This is a genomic window from Geobacillus sp. TFV-3, assembly GCF_009901865.1.
Lineage (GTDB): Bacteria > Bacillota > Bacilli > Bacillales > Anoxybacillaceae > Geobacillus > Geobacillus thermoleovorans_A.
Window position 1 is genome coordinate 2,004,629 of record NZ_MPSP01000001.1, and the last position, 16,608, is coordinate 2,021,236.

Annotated in this window: 19 protein-coding genes; 4 read left to right on the forward strand and 15 right to left on the reverse strand. The window is 52.9% G+C overall.

The genetic code is table 11. The features are described from left to right. Positions 1 to 59: 59 nt before the first annotated feature. The 8 genes from BJQ97_RS10155 to BJQ97_RS10190 form a co-directional block, all read right to left on the reverse strand. On the reverse strand, positions 60 to 686 hold the full coding sequence (locus BJQ97_RS10155; RefSeq protein WP_160156474.1) for a histidine phosphatase family protein: 627 nt from the start codon (positions 684 to 686) through the stop codon (positions 60 to 62). A 186-nt stretch (positions 687 to 872) separates the two neighbouring features. Then, positions 873 to 1,328 (reverse strand): GNAT family N-acetyltransferase, encoded by a 456-nt coding sequence (locus BJQ97_RS10160; protein ID WP_160156475.1) that lies wholly within the window; start codon positions 1,326 to 1,328, stop codon positions 873 to 875. 48 nt (positions 1,329 to 1,376) lie between these two features. Continuing rightward, positions 1,377 to 1,679, reverse strand: a complete 303-nt coding sequence (locus BJQ97_RS10165) for a DUF5634 family protein (protein WP_160156476.1) — start codon at positions 1,677 to 1,679, stop codon at positions 1,377 to 1,379. A gap of 77 nt (positions 1,680 to 1,756) precedes the next feature. Further along, positions 1,757 to 3,736, reverse strand: coding sequence for a putative bifunctional diguanylate cyclase/phosphodiesterase (locus tag BJQ97_RS10170; RefSeq protein WP_160156477.1), 1,980 nt, complete (start codon positions 3,734 to 3,736; stop codon positions 1,757 to 1,759). A 133-nt stretch (positions 3,737 to 3,869) separates the two neighbouring features. Further along, positions 3,870 to 4,607: an IucA/IucC family C-terminal-domain containing protein gene (locus BJQ97_RS10175; protein ID WP_160157598.1), complete on the reverse strand. Its 738-nt coding sequence runs from the start codon at positions 4,605 to 4,607 to the stop codon at positions 3,870 to 3,872. Beyond that, the gene (locus BJQ97_RS10180) at positions 4,607 to 5,419 is read right to left on the reverse strand and encodes an ABC transporter ATP-binding protein (protein ID WP_160156478.1); all 813 of its coding nucleotides are present in this window, start codon (positions 5,417 to 5,419) and stop codon (positions 4,607 to 4,609) included. The genes BJQ97_RS10175 and BJQ97_RS10180 overlap by 1 nt, the downstream gene beginning before the upstream one ends. 16 nt (positions 5,420 to 5,435) lie before the next feature. Continuing rightward, positions 5,436 to 6,488, reverse strand: coding sequence for a FecCD family ABC transporter permease (locus tag BJQ97_RS10185; RefSeq protein ID WP_160156479.1), 1,053 nt, complete (start codon positions 6,486 to 6,488; stop codon positions 5,436 to 5,438). Beyond that, positions 6,485 to 7,486, reverse strand: coding sequence for a FecCD family ABC transporter permease (locus BJQ97_RS10190; RefSeq protein WP_160156480.1), 1,002 nt, complete (start codon positions 7,484 to 7,486; stop codon positions 6,485 to 6,487). Before BJQ97_RS10190 ends, BJQ97_RS10185 begins: the two co-directional genes overlap by 4 nt. 192 nt (positions 7,487 to 7,678) lie before the next feature. On the opposite strand from BJQ97_RS10190, the gene BJQ97_RS10195 reads away from it, so the two are divergent. After that, on the forward strand, positions 7,679 to 8,653 hold the full coding sequence (locus BJQ97_RS10195; protein WP_160156481.1) for an ABC transporter substrate-binding protein: 975 nt from the start codon (positions 7,679 to 7,681) through the stop codon (positions 8,651 to 8,653). Between the two features lie 177 nt (positions 8,654 to 8,830). Continuing rightward, entirely contained in the window at positions 8,831 to 9,322 is a 492-nt protein-coding gene (locus BJQ97_RS10200) for a PCYCGC motif-containing (lipo)protein (RefSeq protein ID WP_201451681.1), read from the forward strand. A 159-nt stretch (positions 9,323 to 9,481) separates the two neighbouring features. Here BJQ97_RS10200 and BJQ97_RS10205 read toward each other — a convergent pair whose 3' ends face one another. The 5 genes from BJQ97_RS10205 to BJQ97_RS10225 all read right to left on the reverse strand — a co-directional run bounded on the left by BJQ97_RS10205 (position 9,482) and on the right by BJQ97_RS10225 (position 13,505). After that, positions 9,482 to 10,210 (reverse strand): 3'-5' exonuclease, encoded by a 729-nt coding sequence (locus tag BJQ97_RS10205; protein WP_160156483.1) that lies wholly within the window; start codon positions 10,208 to 10,210, stop codon positions 9,482 to 9,484. Beyond that, positions 10,203 to 11,255 carry a DUF294 nucleotidyltransferase-like domain-containing protein gene (locus BJQ97_RS10210; protein ID WP_160156484.1) on the reverse strand — a complete coding sequence of 351 codons (1,053 nt, stop codon included), beginning with the start codon at positions 11,253 to 11,255 and terminating at the stop codon, positions 10,203 to 10,205. Before BJQ97_RS10210 ends, BJQ97_RS10205 begins: the two co-directional genes overlap by 8 nt. Positions 11,256 to 11,271: 16 nt before the next feature. Further along, entirely contained in the window at positions 11,272 to 12,573 is a 1,302-nt protein-coding gene (locus tag BJQ97_RS10215) for an ammonium transporter (RefSeq protein ID WP_160156485.1), read from the reverse strand. A 179-nt stretch (positions 12,574 to 12,752) separates the two neighbouring features. Continuing rightward, positions 12,753 to 13,160 (reverse strand): VWA-like domain-containing protein, encoded by a 408-nt coding sequence (locus BJQ97_RS10220; RefSeq protein WP_160156486.1) that lies wholly within the window; start codon positions 13,158 to 13,160, stop codon positions 12,753 to 12,755. A gap of 150 nt (positions 13,161 to 13,310) precedes the next feature. Next, positions 13,311 to 13,505, reverse strand: coding sequence for a YozQ family protein (locus BJQ97_RS10225; RefSeq protein WP_160156487.1), 195 nt, complete (start codon positions 13,503 to 13,505; stop codon positions 13,311 to 13,313). A 148-nt stretch (positions 13,506 to 13,653) separates the two neighbouring features. Here BJQ97_RS10225 and BJQ97_RS17945 point away from each other — a divergent pair, with 148 nt between their 5' ends. Together BJQ97_RS17945 and BJQ97_RS10230 are read left to right on the forward strand one after the other, a co-directional pair. After that, positions 13,654 to 13,782 carry a hypothetical protein gene (locus BJQ97_RS17945; RefSeq protein ID WP_268892798.1) on the forward strand — a complete coding sequence of 43 codons (129 nt, stop codon included), beginning with the start codon at positions 13,654 to 13,656 and terminating at the stop codon, positions 13,780 to 13,782. 15 nt (positions 13,783 to 13,797) lie between these two features. Next, positions 13,798 to 14,310 (forward strand): YndM family protein, encoded by a 513-nt coding sequence (locus BJQ97_RS10230; protein WP_160156488.1) that lies wholly within the window; start codon positions 13,798 to 13,800, stop codon positions 14,308 to 14,310. 338 nt (positions 14,311 to 14,648) lie between these two features. Here the strand turns inward: BJQ97_RS10230 and BJQ97_RS10235 are convergent, their stop codons facing one another. Next, entirely contained in the window at positions 14,649 to 15,839 is a 1,191-nt protein-coding gene (locus BJQ97_RS10235) for a toxic anion resistance protein (RefSeq protein ID WP_201451682.1), read from the reverse strand. Positions 15,840 to 15,841: 2 nt separating this feature from the next. Continuing rightward, positions 15,842 to 16,486 carry a 5-bromo-4-chloroindolyl phosphate hydrolysis family protein gene (locus BJQ97_RS10240; protein ID WP_160156490.1) on the reverse strand — a complete coding sequence of 215 codons (645 nt, stop codon included), beginning with the start codon at positions 16,484 to 16,486 and terminating at the stop codon, positions 15,842 to 15,844. Between the last annotated feature and the right edge of the window lie 122 nt (positions 16,487 to 16,608).

Sequence of the window (16,608 nt, forward strand, 5' to 3'; positions counted from 1 at the left end):
CGGAAAAGACGAGCAGCGGTCAAGCGCCCGTCCTTCCTGTCTTAATCAATTATTCAGCGCTATACTTCCCTTACCTCCTCAATATGTGACACATCTCCTTCAACGACCACGTGAAACGTCCCACCATTCACCTCAACGATCGTCACACTCGTGCCGTACATATACGGCGGCGACCATAGGTGGGCAAGCGGTGTGTCTTTGAATGCCGCCATGAGCGTTTTCAGCACGACGCCGTGGGTGACGATCAAGACGGTCTCCCCCTCGTGCCGCTCGACGATGCGCCGCACCGTTTCAAGCGCCCGCTGCTGCACGTCACAAAACCGCTCGCCGCGCTCGGGAGCGTACAGATGGGGCGTTTTCCAAAAATAGTCGAACGCAACTGGATCCATTTGCCGAATCTCGTCATGCGTCTTGCCTTCCCAATCGCCAAGATGAATCTCGCATAGCCGCTCGTCTTGATAAATCGGAATAAGCCGCCCGCCGCGGACAAGTTCCGCCGTCTCAAGCGCCCGACCGCTTGTGCTTGTGTAAATCGCGGCCAACTCCACCGCTTCAAGCCGTTTTCCAAGCCGCATGGCGTCTTGCCGCCCTTTTTCCGTGAGCGGCGAGTCTTTCCATCCTTGCATCCGCTTTTCGACATTCCACTTCGTTTCCCCATGTCTTGTCAAATACAAGGTTGTCACCATGTCTTCCTTTGTTTCTCCTCTCTATCCATCTATCGATCATTCAACCGCCCGCTCAGGCAAGCGAAACGCAACAGATCCGCTTTTATCAGTTTTCATCTCTGCTTGAATGCCTTTTGGCAACACTGCCTTCGGATTCTGTATGGTCAAAATCAGCATCATGCGCAACCGGAAACTCGTACCCGCGTGTCATCCGCTTCGTTTCACGAGTTTCGTTAACTCGATTCTTTCTGGCGTTTCGATGCGCTCGATGGCACGAAACCCATGGTGTTTGTAAAAGCGAATGGCCGACGCGTTGCCGCTTCCGGTCGTCACGACGATCTCGCTTATCGACGGTTCTTGCCTGATAACAAAGTCGAGCAACGCGCTGGCGATCCCTTGGCGGAAACAATCCGGGTCGACCATCAACCGACAAAGGTGAAGCGTCTTTCCATTCCGCTCGCAAGCGATCGCCCCAACGAGCCGTTCACCTTGAAAATAGCCAAAAAAGCGCTCGCCGCATCGCTGCAGAGAAGCGATCGTATCGTGAAGCGGCCGGAGCGCCGTGCTACCGATGATCTGCGCCTCGATCGCATACGCGCGCCGCTGTAGGTGCAGCACCTTAACGGCCGTTTCGTAGTCTGCTATGTGAAGTTCCGCAATCATGTTCCTCTCCCTTTCAATGGCTAAAAAGCGGCCGAGCCCGGCCGCTTATCATGAATGAATCACTTCCTCCATCGCCTCTTGCAGCGAATGAAAGCCTTTTTTCTCTCGGCCGTCTTTTCGAACGGTCCATTCCTGCTTCTCAAGCGCCAGTTCACCGCGTTCGTTTTTTACAAACGGCATGTGAATGGTGATCATCTCATCGTCTTTGTTGATCGTATAGCCGATGTAATAGCGATTGCCTTCACCATGCTCTTCAAAAATACCGACTTGGTCGAGTCCATAGGCTTCCATCATCGGCTCGAGCGTATCGATGAACTCCTTGATCATGACGCTTCGCGGCGCAAATTCCATGGTTTTTCCTCCTCTTGCCTAGTCATCAAGTGTAGTTTGCGGCAAGCTGAGGAAACTCATGAGTGGAAATGACCGACTTATGACGAAGGCCCATTGCAAGCCGTGCGGTTGTACTCCTCAAGCCATTGCTGCAGCTTTTCCGCTTCGAGCGAGCGGCTGAAGTAAAACCCCTGCGCATAGTCGCAATGCATTTGCGAAAGAAGCGCCACTTGCGATTCGGTCTCCACCCCTTCGGCCAATACTTCAATATCCAGGCTTTTTGCTAAATGAATGATCGTATCGACAATCGTTGCATCTTTCGAGTTTTCCGCAATGCCTTGAATGAAACTGCGGTCGATTTTCAACAGTGACACTGGCAAGTTGCGGATATAAGCCAATGATGAAAAACCAGTTCCAAAGTCATCGATCGCGGCCTGCACACCAAGCTGCTGCAGTTCTGTTAAAATGTGCCGCCCTGTGTCGATGTTTTCCATCAATCCGCTTTCAGTCACTTCCAAAATGAGCTGGTCGGGCGAAAGCCCCGTCTCCCGTAAAATGCGCTTCACATGCTCAACGAGCTCCGGACGGTTGAGCAAAAATGGCGACAAGTTGACGGCGAGCTTGAGGCCTGGAAATTTTCTTTCCCACTCTTTCACTTGGCGGCATGCCCGCTCAAGCACCCATAACGTAATTTCAAAAATAAACCCGCTTTCCTCCGCCAACGGAATGAAATCCAGCGGCGGAATTTCACCGAGCGACGGATGACGCCAACGCAAAAGCGCTTCAACCCCCATCGCCTTTCCTTTAGCAAGTTGCACTTTCGGCTGATAGCATACATACAACTGCCCGCGCATAATGGCAAACGGCAAATCTTGCTCGATCACCCCATGCCGATGCTCGGTCGGCCGGTAAAACGCATAGCCGTTCCGCCCCCGCTCTTTCACTTCGTACAGCGCCTGATCGGCGTATTTCATCACTTGCTCGATCCGATCGCTGTCTTTCGGGAAAAAGGCGATGCCGATCGACAATGTTGATTGAATCAGCTGTTTTTCGTAATAAAACGGCTCATGAAACGAACTGACAAGCCGCTCCGCCAAGGCGGCCATCTCAGATTTGGTCACATTCGGCAGCAACAAAACGAACTCATCGCCGCCGATGCGGGCGAAAAAGTCATCGGGCCGGAGCGCCTGCTGAACGCGCTTCACCGCCTCACGCAAAAAGTAATCGCCGGCTTGATGGGAAAAATGGTCATTGATCCATTTAAATTTGTCAAAATCCAAGTAACAAAGGGCAAACGGCGTCTGGCTGGCGATCAGCTCATGAATATGCCGCTCAAAATAGCTGCGGTTGGCGATGCCGGTGAGTGAATCGAAGTAGGCGAGCTGACGAAGCTTCTCTTCATACTGTTTCCGCTCGCTGATGTTTTTCACGGTCACAATGACACAATCGAGCGTCCCCGCTTCATCGATGATCGCCTTCCCTTGTGCCTCCATCCAAACCCATTCGCCTTTCTCGCCTTGCTTGCGAAATTCGGCGGATTGCGTCTCGTATGTATCGTACAGCTCAGCCAATTTTTGTGCCACGATCGGGACGTCATCAGGGTGGACAAACGTCAGCACCTCTTCGTATGACACTGGAAGACGCGTGTTTGTTTTTCGCTTCCATGACAGCGGAATGTATGACAATTCACGATTGGGAGAAAAAATCAACACGTAATCGTTCGAATGCTCGACAATCAACTGGAGGCGCCGTTCCGCTTCGGCGAGCCGCTCTTGCAGGCCGCTCTCCTCCGTCTGACGTCGAAAGACGCATAAGATCGCCGAGACCTTTCCGTTTTGATCGATGATCGGCGACACTCCCGCAATCAATAAGCCGTCAAGCAAATCCAAGCGGAACACGGCTGGCGTCTGTTTCATACGTGCAGCCAACATCTGGCCTTCCGCCAACAGCGCTCTCTGTTCTTCTTCGCTCAGCGCCAAATCGGCAAAAGCCGGATTATGATAAATCATCACGCCTTGCAAATTCAAGATGGCTACTGCTTCTGTGAAGTGATGGAAAAAGGCTGTATATTGATCCATGCAATTGTTACCTCGCCGTTTTACCAAAATAAGCGATGTCCACACTTCCATTTTCACGAAAATCCCGGCAAAAATCAACAAATTTCGCAACTCTTTTGTCCCAAAATAAAACACCTCACCCTCGGCTCGCCGGTCACCCGGTTTGCCGCTGGCGGGCGCGAATGGGACACGTTTGGCAGCACGTTCCCCCGTTTGTTTGCACGTACAGGCAGCATGTTGTCCGCTGCATGCCGCTTGCGCCTTTAAAAAAGCGGCGAAGCGGATTGTCCTTCTGTCCGAACAGGCGGCCGTCGGCTTCATAAACAAGGAAGTGGAAATCATCGCGCAGCCGGTCGGCGATCGGGGCAAGCGACTCGTCCTCAAGCCATCGGTCATATACCCAATACACATAAATCGCAATGTTTTCCCATAAGATAAGCGGCGACACACGAGTCAGGCGACGCAGCTTGGCGACCAGCGGAGCAAACAAGCCAGCAAACACATCGCGCACGACTTGTTCTCGCCAACGACGGCGTTCTCCACGGCACGCCTCCGCTTCGGGCGGCTCAAGGTGAAAACGCGGCATCCACGTCTCCCCTTCGCCGTCCGTGTCAAGCCAAATTCGCCCAGGATTGAGCACAAGCCGCTTGTTCCATACTGACATGGCGTATAGCGTCATCGGCGCCAAAAAGCTTAATCGTTTGACGAACATCGACGCCGCGACGGCATCGTTCGCCGCCCCCATTTCAGCGCGCACATGCGCGACATAACTCGCAAGCTGTTCGTCGTCCTCAATCAACCGGGAAAACAACATCGATGACGAGACATCGGTCTCCTTGCTTGAAAAACGGTACGTTTCCAACGCTTTCATTTCGTCTTCACGCAGTCTCATCATGATACGCCTTCTTTCTGTAAAATGCGCCGCCCTTTCCCATACGGGATGCAAAGCGGGGTGCCAAAGATCGGATCGTACATAATTTGGCAATCCATCTGAAACACGTCTTTCACGAGCTGGCGGGAAATGACGTCTTCCGGCTTTCCTTCGGCATACACCGTTTTATCGCGAATGGCGACGAGATGATGCGCATAGCGGCACGCCAAATTCAAGTCGTGAAGCACCATGACGATCGTTCGTTGTTCCTTTTCATTCAGTTCAAACAATAAATCCAAAATGTCGATTTGATGCGCGAGATCCAAATACGTCGTCGGCTCGTCAAGCAAAATGATGTCTGTTTCTTGCGCCAACGTCATAGCGATCCATGCGCGTTGGCGCTGTCCACCGGAGAGCGAATCGACCGGCCGCTCGGCGAGTTCGGCAAGCCCAGTTGCCGCCAAAGCGCGCTCGACCGCCCGCTCATCTTCGGCGCTCCATTGCTTGAACCACGTTTGATACGGGTAGCGCCCTTGCTTCACAAGTTGCAACACGGTCAGTCCTTCCGGAGCCATAGGCGATTGCGGCAAAATGGCGAGCCGGCGGGCGATTTCTTTTGTCGGTTGTTTGGCAATCTCTTTTCCATCAAGCAAAACAACCCCGCCTGTCGGCTTTAGCAGCCGCGCCAAGGCGCGCAGCAACGTCGACTTGCCGCAGCCGTTCGCGCCGATGAACACCGTGATTTTTCCTTTTGGGATCGTCAAGTCTAAACGGTCAATAATGGTCGTCTCGCCGTATGATAGTGTCAACTCCTTCGCTTGCAATGCGGGCACGCGAACCCCCTCCTTTTTATGCTTTCCGATTCTGGTACAACAAATAAATAAAATATGGCGCTCCAATCGCGGCGGTAAACACCCCGGCCGGAATTTCCGTCGGCGCAAGCAGCAGCCGCCCAGCCAAATCCGCCCCCATGACTAACACACCGCCCAACAGCGCAGCGGTCGGAAGAAGAGCGCCAAACGCCGAACCGACGAGACGGCGCGCCATGTGCGGCGCCATCAGCCCGACAAAGCCGATGCCGCCGGCGAAAGCGACCGCGCCGCCGGTGAGCGCCGTGCTCAGCAAAACAAGTCCTAGCCGTTGCCGTTCGACCGCGCCGCCAAGCCCCATCGCCAGCTCATCGCCCAGCTCCTGCACATTGACATGCCGCGCGGCCAATATCGCCAGAAGGAGCAGTCCGATGACCCATGGCGCCATGAGCGAAACGTGCTTCCAAGAAGCACCATACACACTGCCGGTGATCCACACGTTTGCCTGGCTCGCCCGATAGATGGGTCCTGTGATCATCAACAGTGTCGTCAACGCCTGCATGAGCGCAGAAACGCCGATGCCGACCAACACGAGCCGAAACGGGGCGAGGCCGTTTTTCCACGCCAGCATATACACGAACCAAGCAGCGGCCGTAGCGCCGAGAAAGGCAGCAAGCGGCAGCCAGTGGATGCTGACGGTCAAAGAGTTGTTTTCATCGCTAAACAGCGCCAAAAAGGCGACAACCGACGCCGCCGCTCCGCCGGTGATGCCGAGCACATCCGGCGAAGCGAGCGGATTGCGCACCATTCCTTGCAAAACCGCGCCGGCGACAGCCAGCGCCATCCCCGCCATCCAGGCAACCAACACGCGCGGCAGGCGGAACGTCACAATCACCGTCTGATGAATTTCCTCCCCGTATCCGAGCAGCGCAGCAGCGGCCTCAAGCGGGGACATGCGCATTTCGCCGCTGCCAATGCTGATAAGGAAAAGTAAGACAGCCACTGCTATGAGCGCGGCGAGCACTGCAACAGCTTTTTTGTCATAGAAAAACGAGATATATTTTCCCATTCGGACCGTGATGTATTTTTTCATTTTGCGGCGATCCCCCTGCGGGCAATGTAGATGAAAAATGGAACGCCGAGCAAGGCGGTGACGATGCCGACCGGCACTTCGCGCGGCATCAGAACGTAGCGCGCCCCAATATCGGCCATAAGAAGCAAAATCCCGCCGAGCAAGGCGCAATACGGGAGCAGCCAGCGGTGATCAACGCCGGCGAGCGCCCGCGCCATATGCGGCACCATCATGCCGATAAAGCCGATCGGACCGGCGACAGCCACCGACCCGCCAGCCAACAATACGACTAAAAGCGCAACGGCGGCCTTGATCACATTCGTCCGCAGCCCGAGCCCTTTCGCTACATCGTCTCCCATCATTAAGATGTTGACATGGCGCGCCAGCAACAAGGTTCCAAGCCAAGCGGCGGCCAAATACGGAAAGACGGCTGCCAACAGCTCGAGCTTCCGGCCGGCGACCGACCCGGCCAGCCAAAAGAGCACTTCTTCAAGCGCTTTTTCATTCATCGCCAGCATTCCTTGCGTCAGCGAGGCAAATAAAGCCGCGACCGCCGTGCCGGCAAGCGTCATCTTCAGCGGCGTCAGCCCGTCCTTCCCCGCGGCGCTGATCACAAACACGATCAACGCCGCCATCGCCGCCCCCATAAATGCAACCCATGACAACATTTGCAATGAAGAAATGGAAAAAAAGGTGACCATCACAACAATGAAAAAACCGGCCCCGGCATTAATACCGAAAATGCCTGGCGAAGCGAGCGGGTTTCGCGTCAGCGCTTGCATGAGCGCTCCGGCCATCGCCAAACTGGCGCCAACTGCAGCCGCAATCAACGCTCGCGGCAGCCGAACCGTCACCACAACTAAATGGGCGTTCGATCCATCATTGTCGATAAGAGCCGCCACCGCCTGCCGCCAACTCGTGTCGGTATATCCGCAAACGATGCTCATCCACACGGCGGCAAGCAGCACAATCAGCAAACCGATGAGGCCAACTATTTTTTGACGGTTTGTCACCAGCATCTCTGAGATCTCCCTTGCTTCATTCTCTATCGTCAAGTCTATTTGATAATGACTATCATCGTCAATGTTTTTTTCGCATTTTCTTATGATTTTTTTAACATTTTTTCATTTATGATTGACAATGATTCTCAATTTTATTTATTATATCAACGTAAATGAAATTCATTATCAAATTCAAAGGGGGATTGACTAATGAAATCAAAGCATCTCACCCTTCTTTCCGCCTTCATCCTTTCCCTCCTGCTTCTTGCCGGCTGCGGCGGAAAGCAGGAAGAAACAACAGCCAAACCAACGGAAAACAATGGGGTGAAAGCGGAAGCGAGCTACACGGTCGTGCACGCCATGGGCACGGTCGAAATCAAAGGAACGCCAAAACGAGTCGTCATTTTGACGAACGAAGGAACCGAGGCGCTCCTCGCGTTAGGCGTGAAACCAGTCGGCGCTGTCAAATCGTGGACGGGTGATCCGTGGTACGACCATATTAAAGATAAAATGGATGGGGTCAAAGAACTCGGTTTGGAATCAGAGCCAAACGTCGAAGCGATCGCCGCCTTAAAACCAGATTTGATTATCGGCAACAAAATGCGCCATGAAAAAATTTATGAACAGTTGAACCAAATTGCCCCGACCGTGTTCTCAGAAACGTTGCGCGGCAAATGGAAAGACAACTTTCTGCTCTATGCGAAAGCGGTGAACAAGGAAGAGAAAGGGAAACAAGTCATTGCCGAATATGACAAACGCATTGAAGACTTAAAAGCAAAACTCGGCGACAAACTGAAGATGAAAGTATCGATCGTCCGCTTTATGGCCGGCGATGTGCGCATTTACCATAAAAATTCGTTCTCCGGCGTCATTTTGGATCAACTCGGCTTCGCCCGCCCGGAATCGCAAAACGTAGACGACTTCGCGGAAATCGGCGTGACGAAAGAACGCATCCCGGCAATGGACGGCGACATTTTGTTCTACTTTACATATGAGACGGGCGACGGCAAAGCGAGCGAACTCGAAAAAGAATGGATCAACGACCCGCTCTTTCAAAACTTAAATGTCGCGAAACAAGGTAAAGTGTACAAAGTGAGCGATACGATTTGGAACACAGCTGGCGGGGTGCTTGCGGCTCATTTGATGTTGGATGATATTGAAAAGTACTTCCTGCAAGGACAATAATCGCCCGCTAATCGAAAGGCAGAAGCGGTCAGTTGCTTCTGTCTTTTTCCTTTTCCAGTATTCCTGCCCTCCGGTTCGTCTTGATGCTCACTTCATTTTCCAAGGACCAAAACAGTTGCTGCTTATCGCTCAATATGGTACATTCAAAATGCAAACCTCGCACGGAAAGGAAGAAAGATGGTGAAACGCCCTGCCTTCATCACCGCATGCGTATTATCATTCAGCTTTCTGCTCTCAGGCTGCGCCGATGCCAGCAACCAAGAACAAAGCCACTCGCAGATGACGAAAACCGCCACCGGCGATATTCGGGAAACGACAAAATCGGTCGAGCATTTGCCAAGCTTTTTGAGCGCGTTTGAAGAAGAGATGGCTGTCTTGTACCAGCAGGCTGCTGAACACCGCGAGCTGCTTGAGAACATCCCGTGCTACTGCGGTTGCGGACAATCAGCCGGCCATAAGAACAATTATGACTGCTTTGTCTATAAAAATAAACAAGACGGATCGGTCGTCTGGGATGACCATGCGACCAAATGCGGCGTCTGCCTCGACATCGCCGCTGAATCGATCGCCGCTTACGATCAAGGGAAATCAATCAAAGACATTCGGCATATGATCGATGAAAAATATAAAGAAGGCTACGCCGAACCGACGCCGACAAAGCCGCTCTAATACCAACGAAAAAAGCGCCAAGTTTGGCGCTTTTTTCGTTGCAGCCATCCCTCTTTTTTGTTCCATCGAGCGTTCATTGCTTATTGGTCAAGACAGGCTGTTGAAACTTGAGTTTCCCTGCCAAAGACAATCGCCAAAGGCTTCTCAGCTTGGGCAACATCAACACCGGCTGAGCGCGGCGTACAGATCATGCAACGTGTCGATGCCGCGCTGTCGGAATTCATCAAGCAAGATGGCCCACAGCTTCACCATCGCTTCCACATCCCCATCTGCCGTATGGCGGCGAGGGCAACGGATGCCGTAACAAGCTAACGCATCGTCAAACGTCGAGCACGAATGGCCGATCAACTTCATCATCGACTGCAAGTCGACAAAACGTCCGCTCCATTTTTGCCGGTAATGGCGCCAAAGGGCATGACGCAAAAACGCCAAATCATGGCCAATATGATAGCCAATTAAGACGCCGGCGGCAATAAACGGCACAAACGTGCGCAGCGCCTCGGCAAGCGGCGGAGCAAACACCACATCCTTCGCCTCAATCCCGGTCAAGACGGAAATATGTTCCGGAATCGGCTTTTCCGGCTTAACGAGCGTCATGTACGCATCCGTCACGACTCCTCCAACCGTTTTCGCCGCCGCCATAGCCAAAATTTCATCGCCTTGCTCTAGAGAAAAGCCCGTCGTCTCGAGATCAATGATGACAAACGGAATGTCAGTCAGATGGTCATGCCAATCGATAACCTGCTGTTTTTCTTTTTGCAGCGAACGAAGCCATGTTTCCTGTTGCAGCGAATAGTCATGACCAAATAAGGCGGATGACGCCTCGCGCGGAACGCCGAGCGACAACAGGCGGAGCGCCCGTTGCCAAAAACGGTGCCGCTCATGCATAAATGTTAGCCACCCGCCGGGCAACAAAGCGCTGCAGCCGTTTTGCGGTGCGCATCGCTTGCTTCAGCTGCTTTTGCTCTGTCCGCTCAAGCGTCCGCCATAACACATAGTCACGCCCGTCCCCCGCCTCGGTGCTGTACTTAAGACGAATCGAATAGTAAACAGACAGCGCCTCGCAAACGGCGGCGGAAAGCGGCGCCGTCAATACGCCAGCCGCCTCAAGCGCCCGCCGCCGCTCTGCCGTGTCCGCCGCCGGGACGCGCGCAAAACAGGCCAACCATTTTAAGGCGTTGGTGAGCTGCACGTAACCGCTTTGTTTCATATGAACACCCCCGCTGTGCGGCCCCCATCGCTCCGTTTGCACATTGCCCAGCCAACCGAGCGGAACCGGGGGAAATTGAATGTGCTCCCCCATGCGCGCCAACAGCGGCGGCCGTTTGGCCACCGCCGAAAACAGCATCCTCCTGCCCTCCTCAGCCAATTCCGCCTCGCCATAAAGCGGCCGCATATCCATCGCGATCAACAAAAAGCGAATGTCGTTCGGCCACCCGTTGTCTAAATAGGAAGAAAGTTGTTGCTCCCAACCGCGGACCGACTGCGCCCACCGCTTGTTCGTCGCCATCACATAGCCGGGACAGTATGGATAGCCAGCTTCATGCAACATGTCCACCCCAACCGCCGCCATATGGCGGATGAATTCATAACAGGCCGCCTCTTCTTCCTCAGGACAGTCGAATAAAATGCCATGGTCTTGATCCGTCCAAATCGTCGGCTCACGTCGGCCGATGCTTCCCATCACATACCAGCACCACGCCAGGGGACGAATGCCGACCGACCGTTTCATCGTCTCCCGCTCCGCAAGGAAAAACGCGCGGCGAAGCATGGCTTCATGCACGCAAACGACGTCGCTTGCAAGCTGGTTCATTTGTTCAGATGCTAGACAGCGCCGCAGTTCGCGCGCCAGTTCATCATGACAAAAACGAAGTTCGGCGGCCGACTGGGCTCGGTTTAGCCGCTTGACCACCTTTTCTGCCAACGATTCCATACCTTTCCCCTCCTGGCTACTGCTGGGCGAGGGTCTTGGGCTGATACGCCGGATCGAGCTGTTCCGGATAGCCATAAGAACCGTGCTCGCTAATATCAAGACCTGAAATTTCTTGTTCCGCCGTGACACGCAGCCCGATCGTTTTCTTCATGGCATATAAGATGACAAATGAAACAGCAGCGACATACACCGCAGCGACGAGCACCCCGACCGTTTGCACAATCAGTTGATCAAATCCGCCGCCGTAAAACAGTCCAGCCTTCCCGACGCCCATGATCTCAACTAAACGCGGCGAAGCGAAAAACCCAGTGGAAATCGTGCCAATAATGCCAGCGACACCATGGACGGAAAAAGCATAAATCGGATCGTCAATCCCTTTGCGTTCAAAGTAGATGGATGTCCAGAACGTAAACGACCCCGCCACTGCACCGATCACAACCGCCGCCCACGGTTCGACGAACGCGCATGCGGCGGTAATGGCAACCAAAGCCGCGAGCACGCCGTTGACCATCGCGGGAATGTCCGCTTTGCCGACCAAAATTTTCGCCGTCACAATCGCGGCGATCGCTCCTGCCGCGGCGGCCAAATTCGTCGTCAGCGCGACATAGCCGAAAAATCCGTCGCCAACCGCCATCGTGCTGCCAGCGTTAAAGCCGAACCAACCGATCCATAAAATCAGTCCGCCAATGACCGTATATACTTGGTTATGCCCAGGAATGACGTTTGGAGTCTTATCTTTATTGAACTTGCCGATGCGCGGCCCGAGCAAAATGGTAGCCACGAGCGCCGCAATCGCTCCTTGCAAGTGGACAACGGTCGAACCTGCGAAATCTTGCATTCCCATTTTTCCGAGCCAGCCGCCGCCCCACACCCAATGGCCGATCACCGGGTAAATGGCGATCGTAAAAATCGTGCCGAAAAGAAAATAAACAGACAGTTTCGCCCGCTCAGCGAAGCCGCCCCAAGCGATGGCCAGCGACACGCCGGCAAAGCCGAGCTGGAATAAAAATTTGAGCTCGAGCGGCACATTCGCCCACGACAACGAGTCAAACGTTCCTTTTCCTTCTCTTAAAAACCATCCTTCCGTCCCGATGAAGCTGTTCCCAGCCCCAAACGTAATGGCAAAGCCGAACGCCCAAAACGCCAATGAGGCGATGGCAAAGCTTAAAATTTGCTTGCCAGCCACATGCCCGGAGTTTTTCATGCGCGTTGATCCAGCCTCAAGCAAAGCAAATCCTGCCTGCATGCCGATGACAAGCACCGCGCTGAGCATGACCCAGAGGGCATCCAGCCCAAGCATCAACGTTTTTTCATCCATTTACGCATCCCCTTTTTTGTCATTTATTATATCTTTTATATGTCATAATATATAACATAAAATCACCGAGAGCAACGTCTATTTTCTATTGTAAACGGTTACTAAAGAAAAAACTTTGTTAAATTTCCTTACAAAAGAAGAATGCCCCTCATCACGAAGGGCATTCCTTCCTCACAGTGTTACGCCACGCGAATCGGCTTGCCAAACGGCACGCGCGGCATATAATCGTCCGGCACAAGCCAAAACACTTCATAGTCGACTTGCAGTTCTTCATAAAAATAGCCGGTTACATCGGTGATGTAAAACAACGTATCGATTTTTTGCGCAGCGGCCCATTCCAGCACTTCGGTGTACGACGATTTCCCGTGCTTGAAATATTGAATCGTCGCCACGCCAACCGGAGATACATCGCGAATTTTAAAATCCGCTTGGACGAGCAGCGTGTCCGGGCGCAGCTTTTCAAACAGCCTCACGATATTTTGAATGAGCATTGGCCGCTCCGGACGGTTTGATGTGTCGATCGCCAGCGCGATTGAATGGTCTTTCCGCTCTTTGAGCAACGCCAATAAAGCCCGCTGCCATCTCACGATGATCATCCCCCTTATATCGGTGAATCGCCGTGCGCACTACTAGTATAGACGACGATGGCGGAAAGTACGAACTGTTTTTCTTTCCTTTTTCCCCTCCCATTTCACAAACATAAACCAAAACCCCAAGGAACAGCTCCTTGACGTTTCTTACTCCCGCGGAGAAAGGGGGAAGTCTGAGCCATTTTTGTGTCCGACCGTGGCCTCGATGGTTCCCTCCGCATACATATCGCTCACTTGTTCATGTGTTTCAGCCAATGCTGAACCAAGAAACGAAGCCGTCTCATCATTCGACGGGACATACTGCTGTCCAGCCATCTCAAGCGATTGTTTGTTTTCCGTCATCTGTATTCCTCCTTGTTCATGCCGTTCATTATATTTTAATGTAGAACAGGGGGAAAATAAAAAGAGGAAGTTTATGGATCATGTATGTATACATCAAGACAAACGCGGCAAACTAACGATAAACAATGGAAAGAGAGGATGATGGCCAATGAGACAGCCAAAGCAAAACAACAGTCTTGAACAACAAGAAAAAAAACAACAACCGGACAAAGACAGGGAAAAACAGCCGGGGTACGGCGATAAAAAACTGGAAGGTCCAAACCATCCAGCAGAATAAAGGCGGCGAATCCCAATGAGACATTTGCTTGCGTTAGTACTGAAATATTTGCTGACCGCCACGGTGATGCTTTCCATTTTACCGCTGTTTTTGCGCTTTTCATCGGCAGAGATTTTATGGTTCAGCCTTTGGCTGACGCTCGTCGCCTATGCGCTCGGCGACTTGTACGTTCTGCGGCGCCTTGGCAACGTCTCAGCGGCGATTGCCGATTTTGGGCTTGTGTTTGTAGCAGTATGGATCGGCATCGGCGCGTTTTATGACATCGCCGGCGCCGCCATCTTAAACGCGGCGTTTTTCTCTGCTCTGTTTACAGCGTTCGGAGAATTGCTGTTTCACGCCTATGTGCTGCGATTTGTCACGATCGAGCACGGTGAAAAAGACGCCCCACACATCGGCCATCAATGGCAAACGGAGACGGCAGAAGAGTTTGATGTCCGCACCGCCCGCCCGGACGGCAACGATCATGAACGAACGGAACAAAAGGATGAACAGCATCATCAAGAGCCTCCCCATCCCCCCATCCTATGAAGGAGGAACAAATGTTGGCAGCTGCAGTCCGAGATGCCAGCCGCTCCTCCTTCCTTCCAAACAGGGCTTCAACGTGAATGACTCCACCTTTGTTTGGAACATTCAATGGCTGCATCTCCACTTCGTTTTGGGTTGCGCCCTGTACAAAATGGAAGCGGGGGAGCTTCAAGTGGGAAATCATAAAACAGAGGGCGATTGAAAAAACGGGCGTCTTCTCGTTCGCTAGACACCCGTTTCGCATGAAGATCTTTGGTTTTTCAGCGCTTTCTTCTACAATCATGGGCGGATCCATCGGACGCTTGGCCGCAAGCCGAAACAGAACGATCTCCTATCCGCCCTTATGGCTTCGGTCGTTTCAGCGCGAGCAGCGTCTGTTTCAATTCCGCTTCCATCGCCGCCAGCTCGCGTTCGGCCTGCTGCCGTTTTAATCGGCCTTCCGCTTGGATTTTCAACGTTTCTTCGAGCGTAGCGATCAAATTTTCTTGTGTTCGCTTCAACGTTTCGATATCAACCAAGCCACGCTCGTTTTCCTTGGCGATTTCAATGCTGTTTGTTTTTAACATTTCCGAATTGCGCAATAACAGCTCATTCGTCGTTTCGGCAACCTGCTTTTGCGCCACAGCCGCCTTTTGTTGGCGGAACAGCGTCAAAGCGATGACCACTTGATTTTTCCAAAGCGGAATCGCATGCAAAATCGACGATTGAATCCGCTCGACAAGCGTTTCGTTCATATGCTGAATCATGCGGATTTGCGGCGCCGTTTGAATCGTCACTTGCCGGCTGAGCTTTAGGTCATGCACCCGCTTCTCAAGCCGCTCGGCAAACTGCCGCAAATCCTGTACATCCTGCCACGCCATTTGGTCGCCGGAGCGCTCCGCTTCCGCTTGCTTTTCTGGAATCGTCTTCGTCCGTAGCTCTTCGAGTTTGTATTCGGCTGCCGCAATATAAATATTGAGCGCTTCAAAATAGTCTTTGTTTTTTTCATAGAGCGTCTCAAGCATCATGATGTCGCGAAGCAGCAAATGCCGGTGCTTCTCAAGCCGATCAGCGATTTTGTCAATTTCAACGCCGATTTTTTGGTATTTCGCCACCATCTCTTGTAGCGGCTTGGCCACTGCGCCGAACAAGCGGGACAGCCACCCTTTTTTCGCCGGCATTAGGTCATCAGGGTTGACCTCCTTAATTTTGGCCATCAGTTCGCTGATCACTTCGCCGACCGGCCCAACGTCTTTCGTTTGCACATGATGCAAAATCGCATGAGAAAACTTCGACAGCTCAGCTTGCGCCGCCACACCGTATTGCAAGACGGCCTGATGGTTGGCCGGGTCAATTTGTTTGGCGATCGCAAGCGCTTTTTCCCGATGCTCGGGCTTCAACGTATCAAGTGCGCGCACCGGCGTTTCGTCTTCCTTTCGCCGCGGTTCGGCCGGCGCAGAAAACGGTTGGGCCAGCAACTCATCGAGGGAATTTGTCCGTTCCAACCCTTGCAGCCAATCTGCCGAGTCTTTCTCGTAATTCCGTCCGTCCATCGTCATTCTCCTTTCTTTGACAGCGGAAAGCGAAGTCCGTCCGCTTGTTGAAGCGACCGTCTCAGCAGTTTCGCTTCCGTTTGCAACGACCAGACGTCATTCGATAACACTTCGAGCAGCTGCCGTTCAGCCGCTGAAGTCAGCTCGTCAAGCACTCTTTCCGTCTCCTGCAATGCTTTTATCATATCGGCGCTTTGCACCGGCTGTTGCGACAAATAAGCGTATTTTTCCACCATCTCGACCGCCGTCGGCCATTCGTTTAAGAAAAACGGCTGGGCAAAGCGCAGTCGATGTGGTTGTTGCTCGATGGCGCGAATGATTCGATCGACGATGGCACTCAACCGAGAAACCGTCTGCCACATCGCTACAGAACGAAGCCGATAGCGAGCGCGACGCAGCCGCTTCCATAACGCGCGCGCTTCGCCAAGCTGGCTGCGAACATAGACAAGTTCCTCAGCGGACACATCAGCCGGCAGACGATGATGCCGCCTTTTCATGATGGCGGACACCCCCCACATCGCCCCCATTCCGGATAAAATCGAAGGCCAAAAGCGAAAATCAGCGGCGATGAATACGACGACCGCAACAATGACCCCTGCGTTCCATGAGACAAACCAACGCCATATCGTACGAAGCAGCTGCTTCATTATCCCTCTCCTTCTTTATCTTTTCTTTCATTATAGCATGTCCATTCCATGATACGTACAAGCACCCAAAGAAGTTTCATCGCCAACTGGACGGCGCGCATAGGACAATGGCCGTTTCGAAT

Bases quoted from the DNA above. Each gene is read 5' to 3' on its own strand.
- BJQ97_RS10155 (WP_160156474.1), bottom strand. From the start codon at position 686: ATGGTGACAACCTTGTATTTGACAAGACATGGGGAAACGAAGTGGAAT.
- BJQ97_RS10210 (WP_160156484.1), bottom strand. From the start codon at position 11,255: ATGGAATCGTTGGCAGAAAAGGTGGTCAAGCGGCTAAACCGAGCCCAG.
- BJQ97_RS10195 (WP_160156481.1), top strand. From the start codon at position 7,679: ATGAAATCAAAGCATCTCACCCTTCTTTCCGCCTTCATCCTTTCCCTC.
- BJQ97_RS10160 (WP_160156475.1), bottom strand. From the start codon at position 1,328: ATGATTGCGGAACTTCACATAGCAGACTACGAAACGGCCGTTAAGGTG.
- BJQ97_RS10175 (WP_160157598.1), bottom strand. From the start codon at position 4,607: ATGAGACTGCGTGAAGACGAAATGAAAGCGTTGGAAACGTACCGTTTT.
- BJQ97_RS10215 (WP_160156485.1), bottom strand. From the start codon at position 12,573: ATGGATGAAAAAACGTTGATGCTTGGGCTGGATGCCCTCTGGGTCATG.
- BJQ97_RS10170 (WP_160156477.1), bottom strand. From the start codon at position 3,736: ATGGATCAATATACAGCCTTTTTCCATCACTTCACAGAAGCAGTAGCC.
- BJQ97_RS17945 (WP_268892798.1), top strand. From the start codon at position 13,654: ATGAGACAGCCAAAGCAAAACAACAGTCTTGAACAACAAGAAAAAAAA.
- BJQ97_RS10165 (WP_160156476.1), bottom strand. From the start codon at position 1,679: ATGGAATTTGCGCCGCGAAGCGTCATGATCAAGGAGTTCATCGATACG.
- BJQ97_RS10205 (WP_160156483.1), bottom strand. From the start codon at position 10,210: ATGCATGAGCGGCACCGTTTTTGGCAACGGGCGCTCCGCCTGTTGTCG.
- BJQ97_RS10185 (WP_160156479.1), bottom strand. From the start codon at position 6,488: ATGAAAAAATACATCACGGTCCGAATGGGAAAATATATCTCGTTTTTC.
- BJQ97_RS10240 (WP_160156490.1), bottom strand. From the start codon at position 16,486: ATGAAGCAGCTGCTTCGTACGATATGGCGTTGGTTTGTCTCATGGAAC.
- BJQ97_RS10225 (WP_160156487.1), bottom strand. From the start codon at position 13,505: ATGACGGAAAACAAACAATCGCTTGAGATGGCTGGACAGCAGTATGTC.
- BJQ97_RS10235 (WP_201451682.1), bottom strand. From the start codon at position 15,839: ATGGACGGACGGAATTACGAGAAAGACTCGGCAGATTGGCTGCAAGGG.
- BJQ97_RS10230 (WP_160156488.1), top strand. From the start codon at position 13,798: ATGAGACATTTGCTTGCGTTAGTACTGAAATATTTGCTGACCGCCACG.
- BJQ97_RS10190 (WP_160156480.1), bottom strand. From the start codon at position 7,486: ATGCTGGTGACAAACCGTCAAAAAATAGTTGGCCTCATCGGTTTGCTG.
- BJQ97_RS10200 (WP_201451681.1), top strand. From the start codon at position 8,831: ATGGTGAAACGCCCTGCCTTCATCACCGCATGCGTATTATCATTCAGC.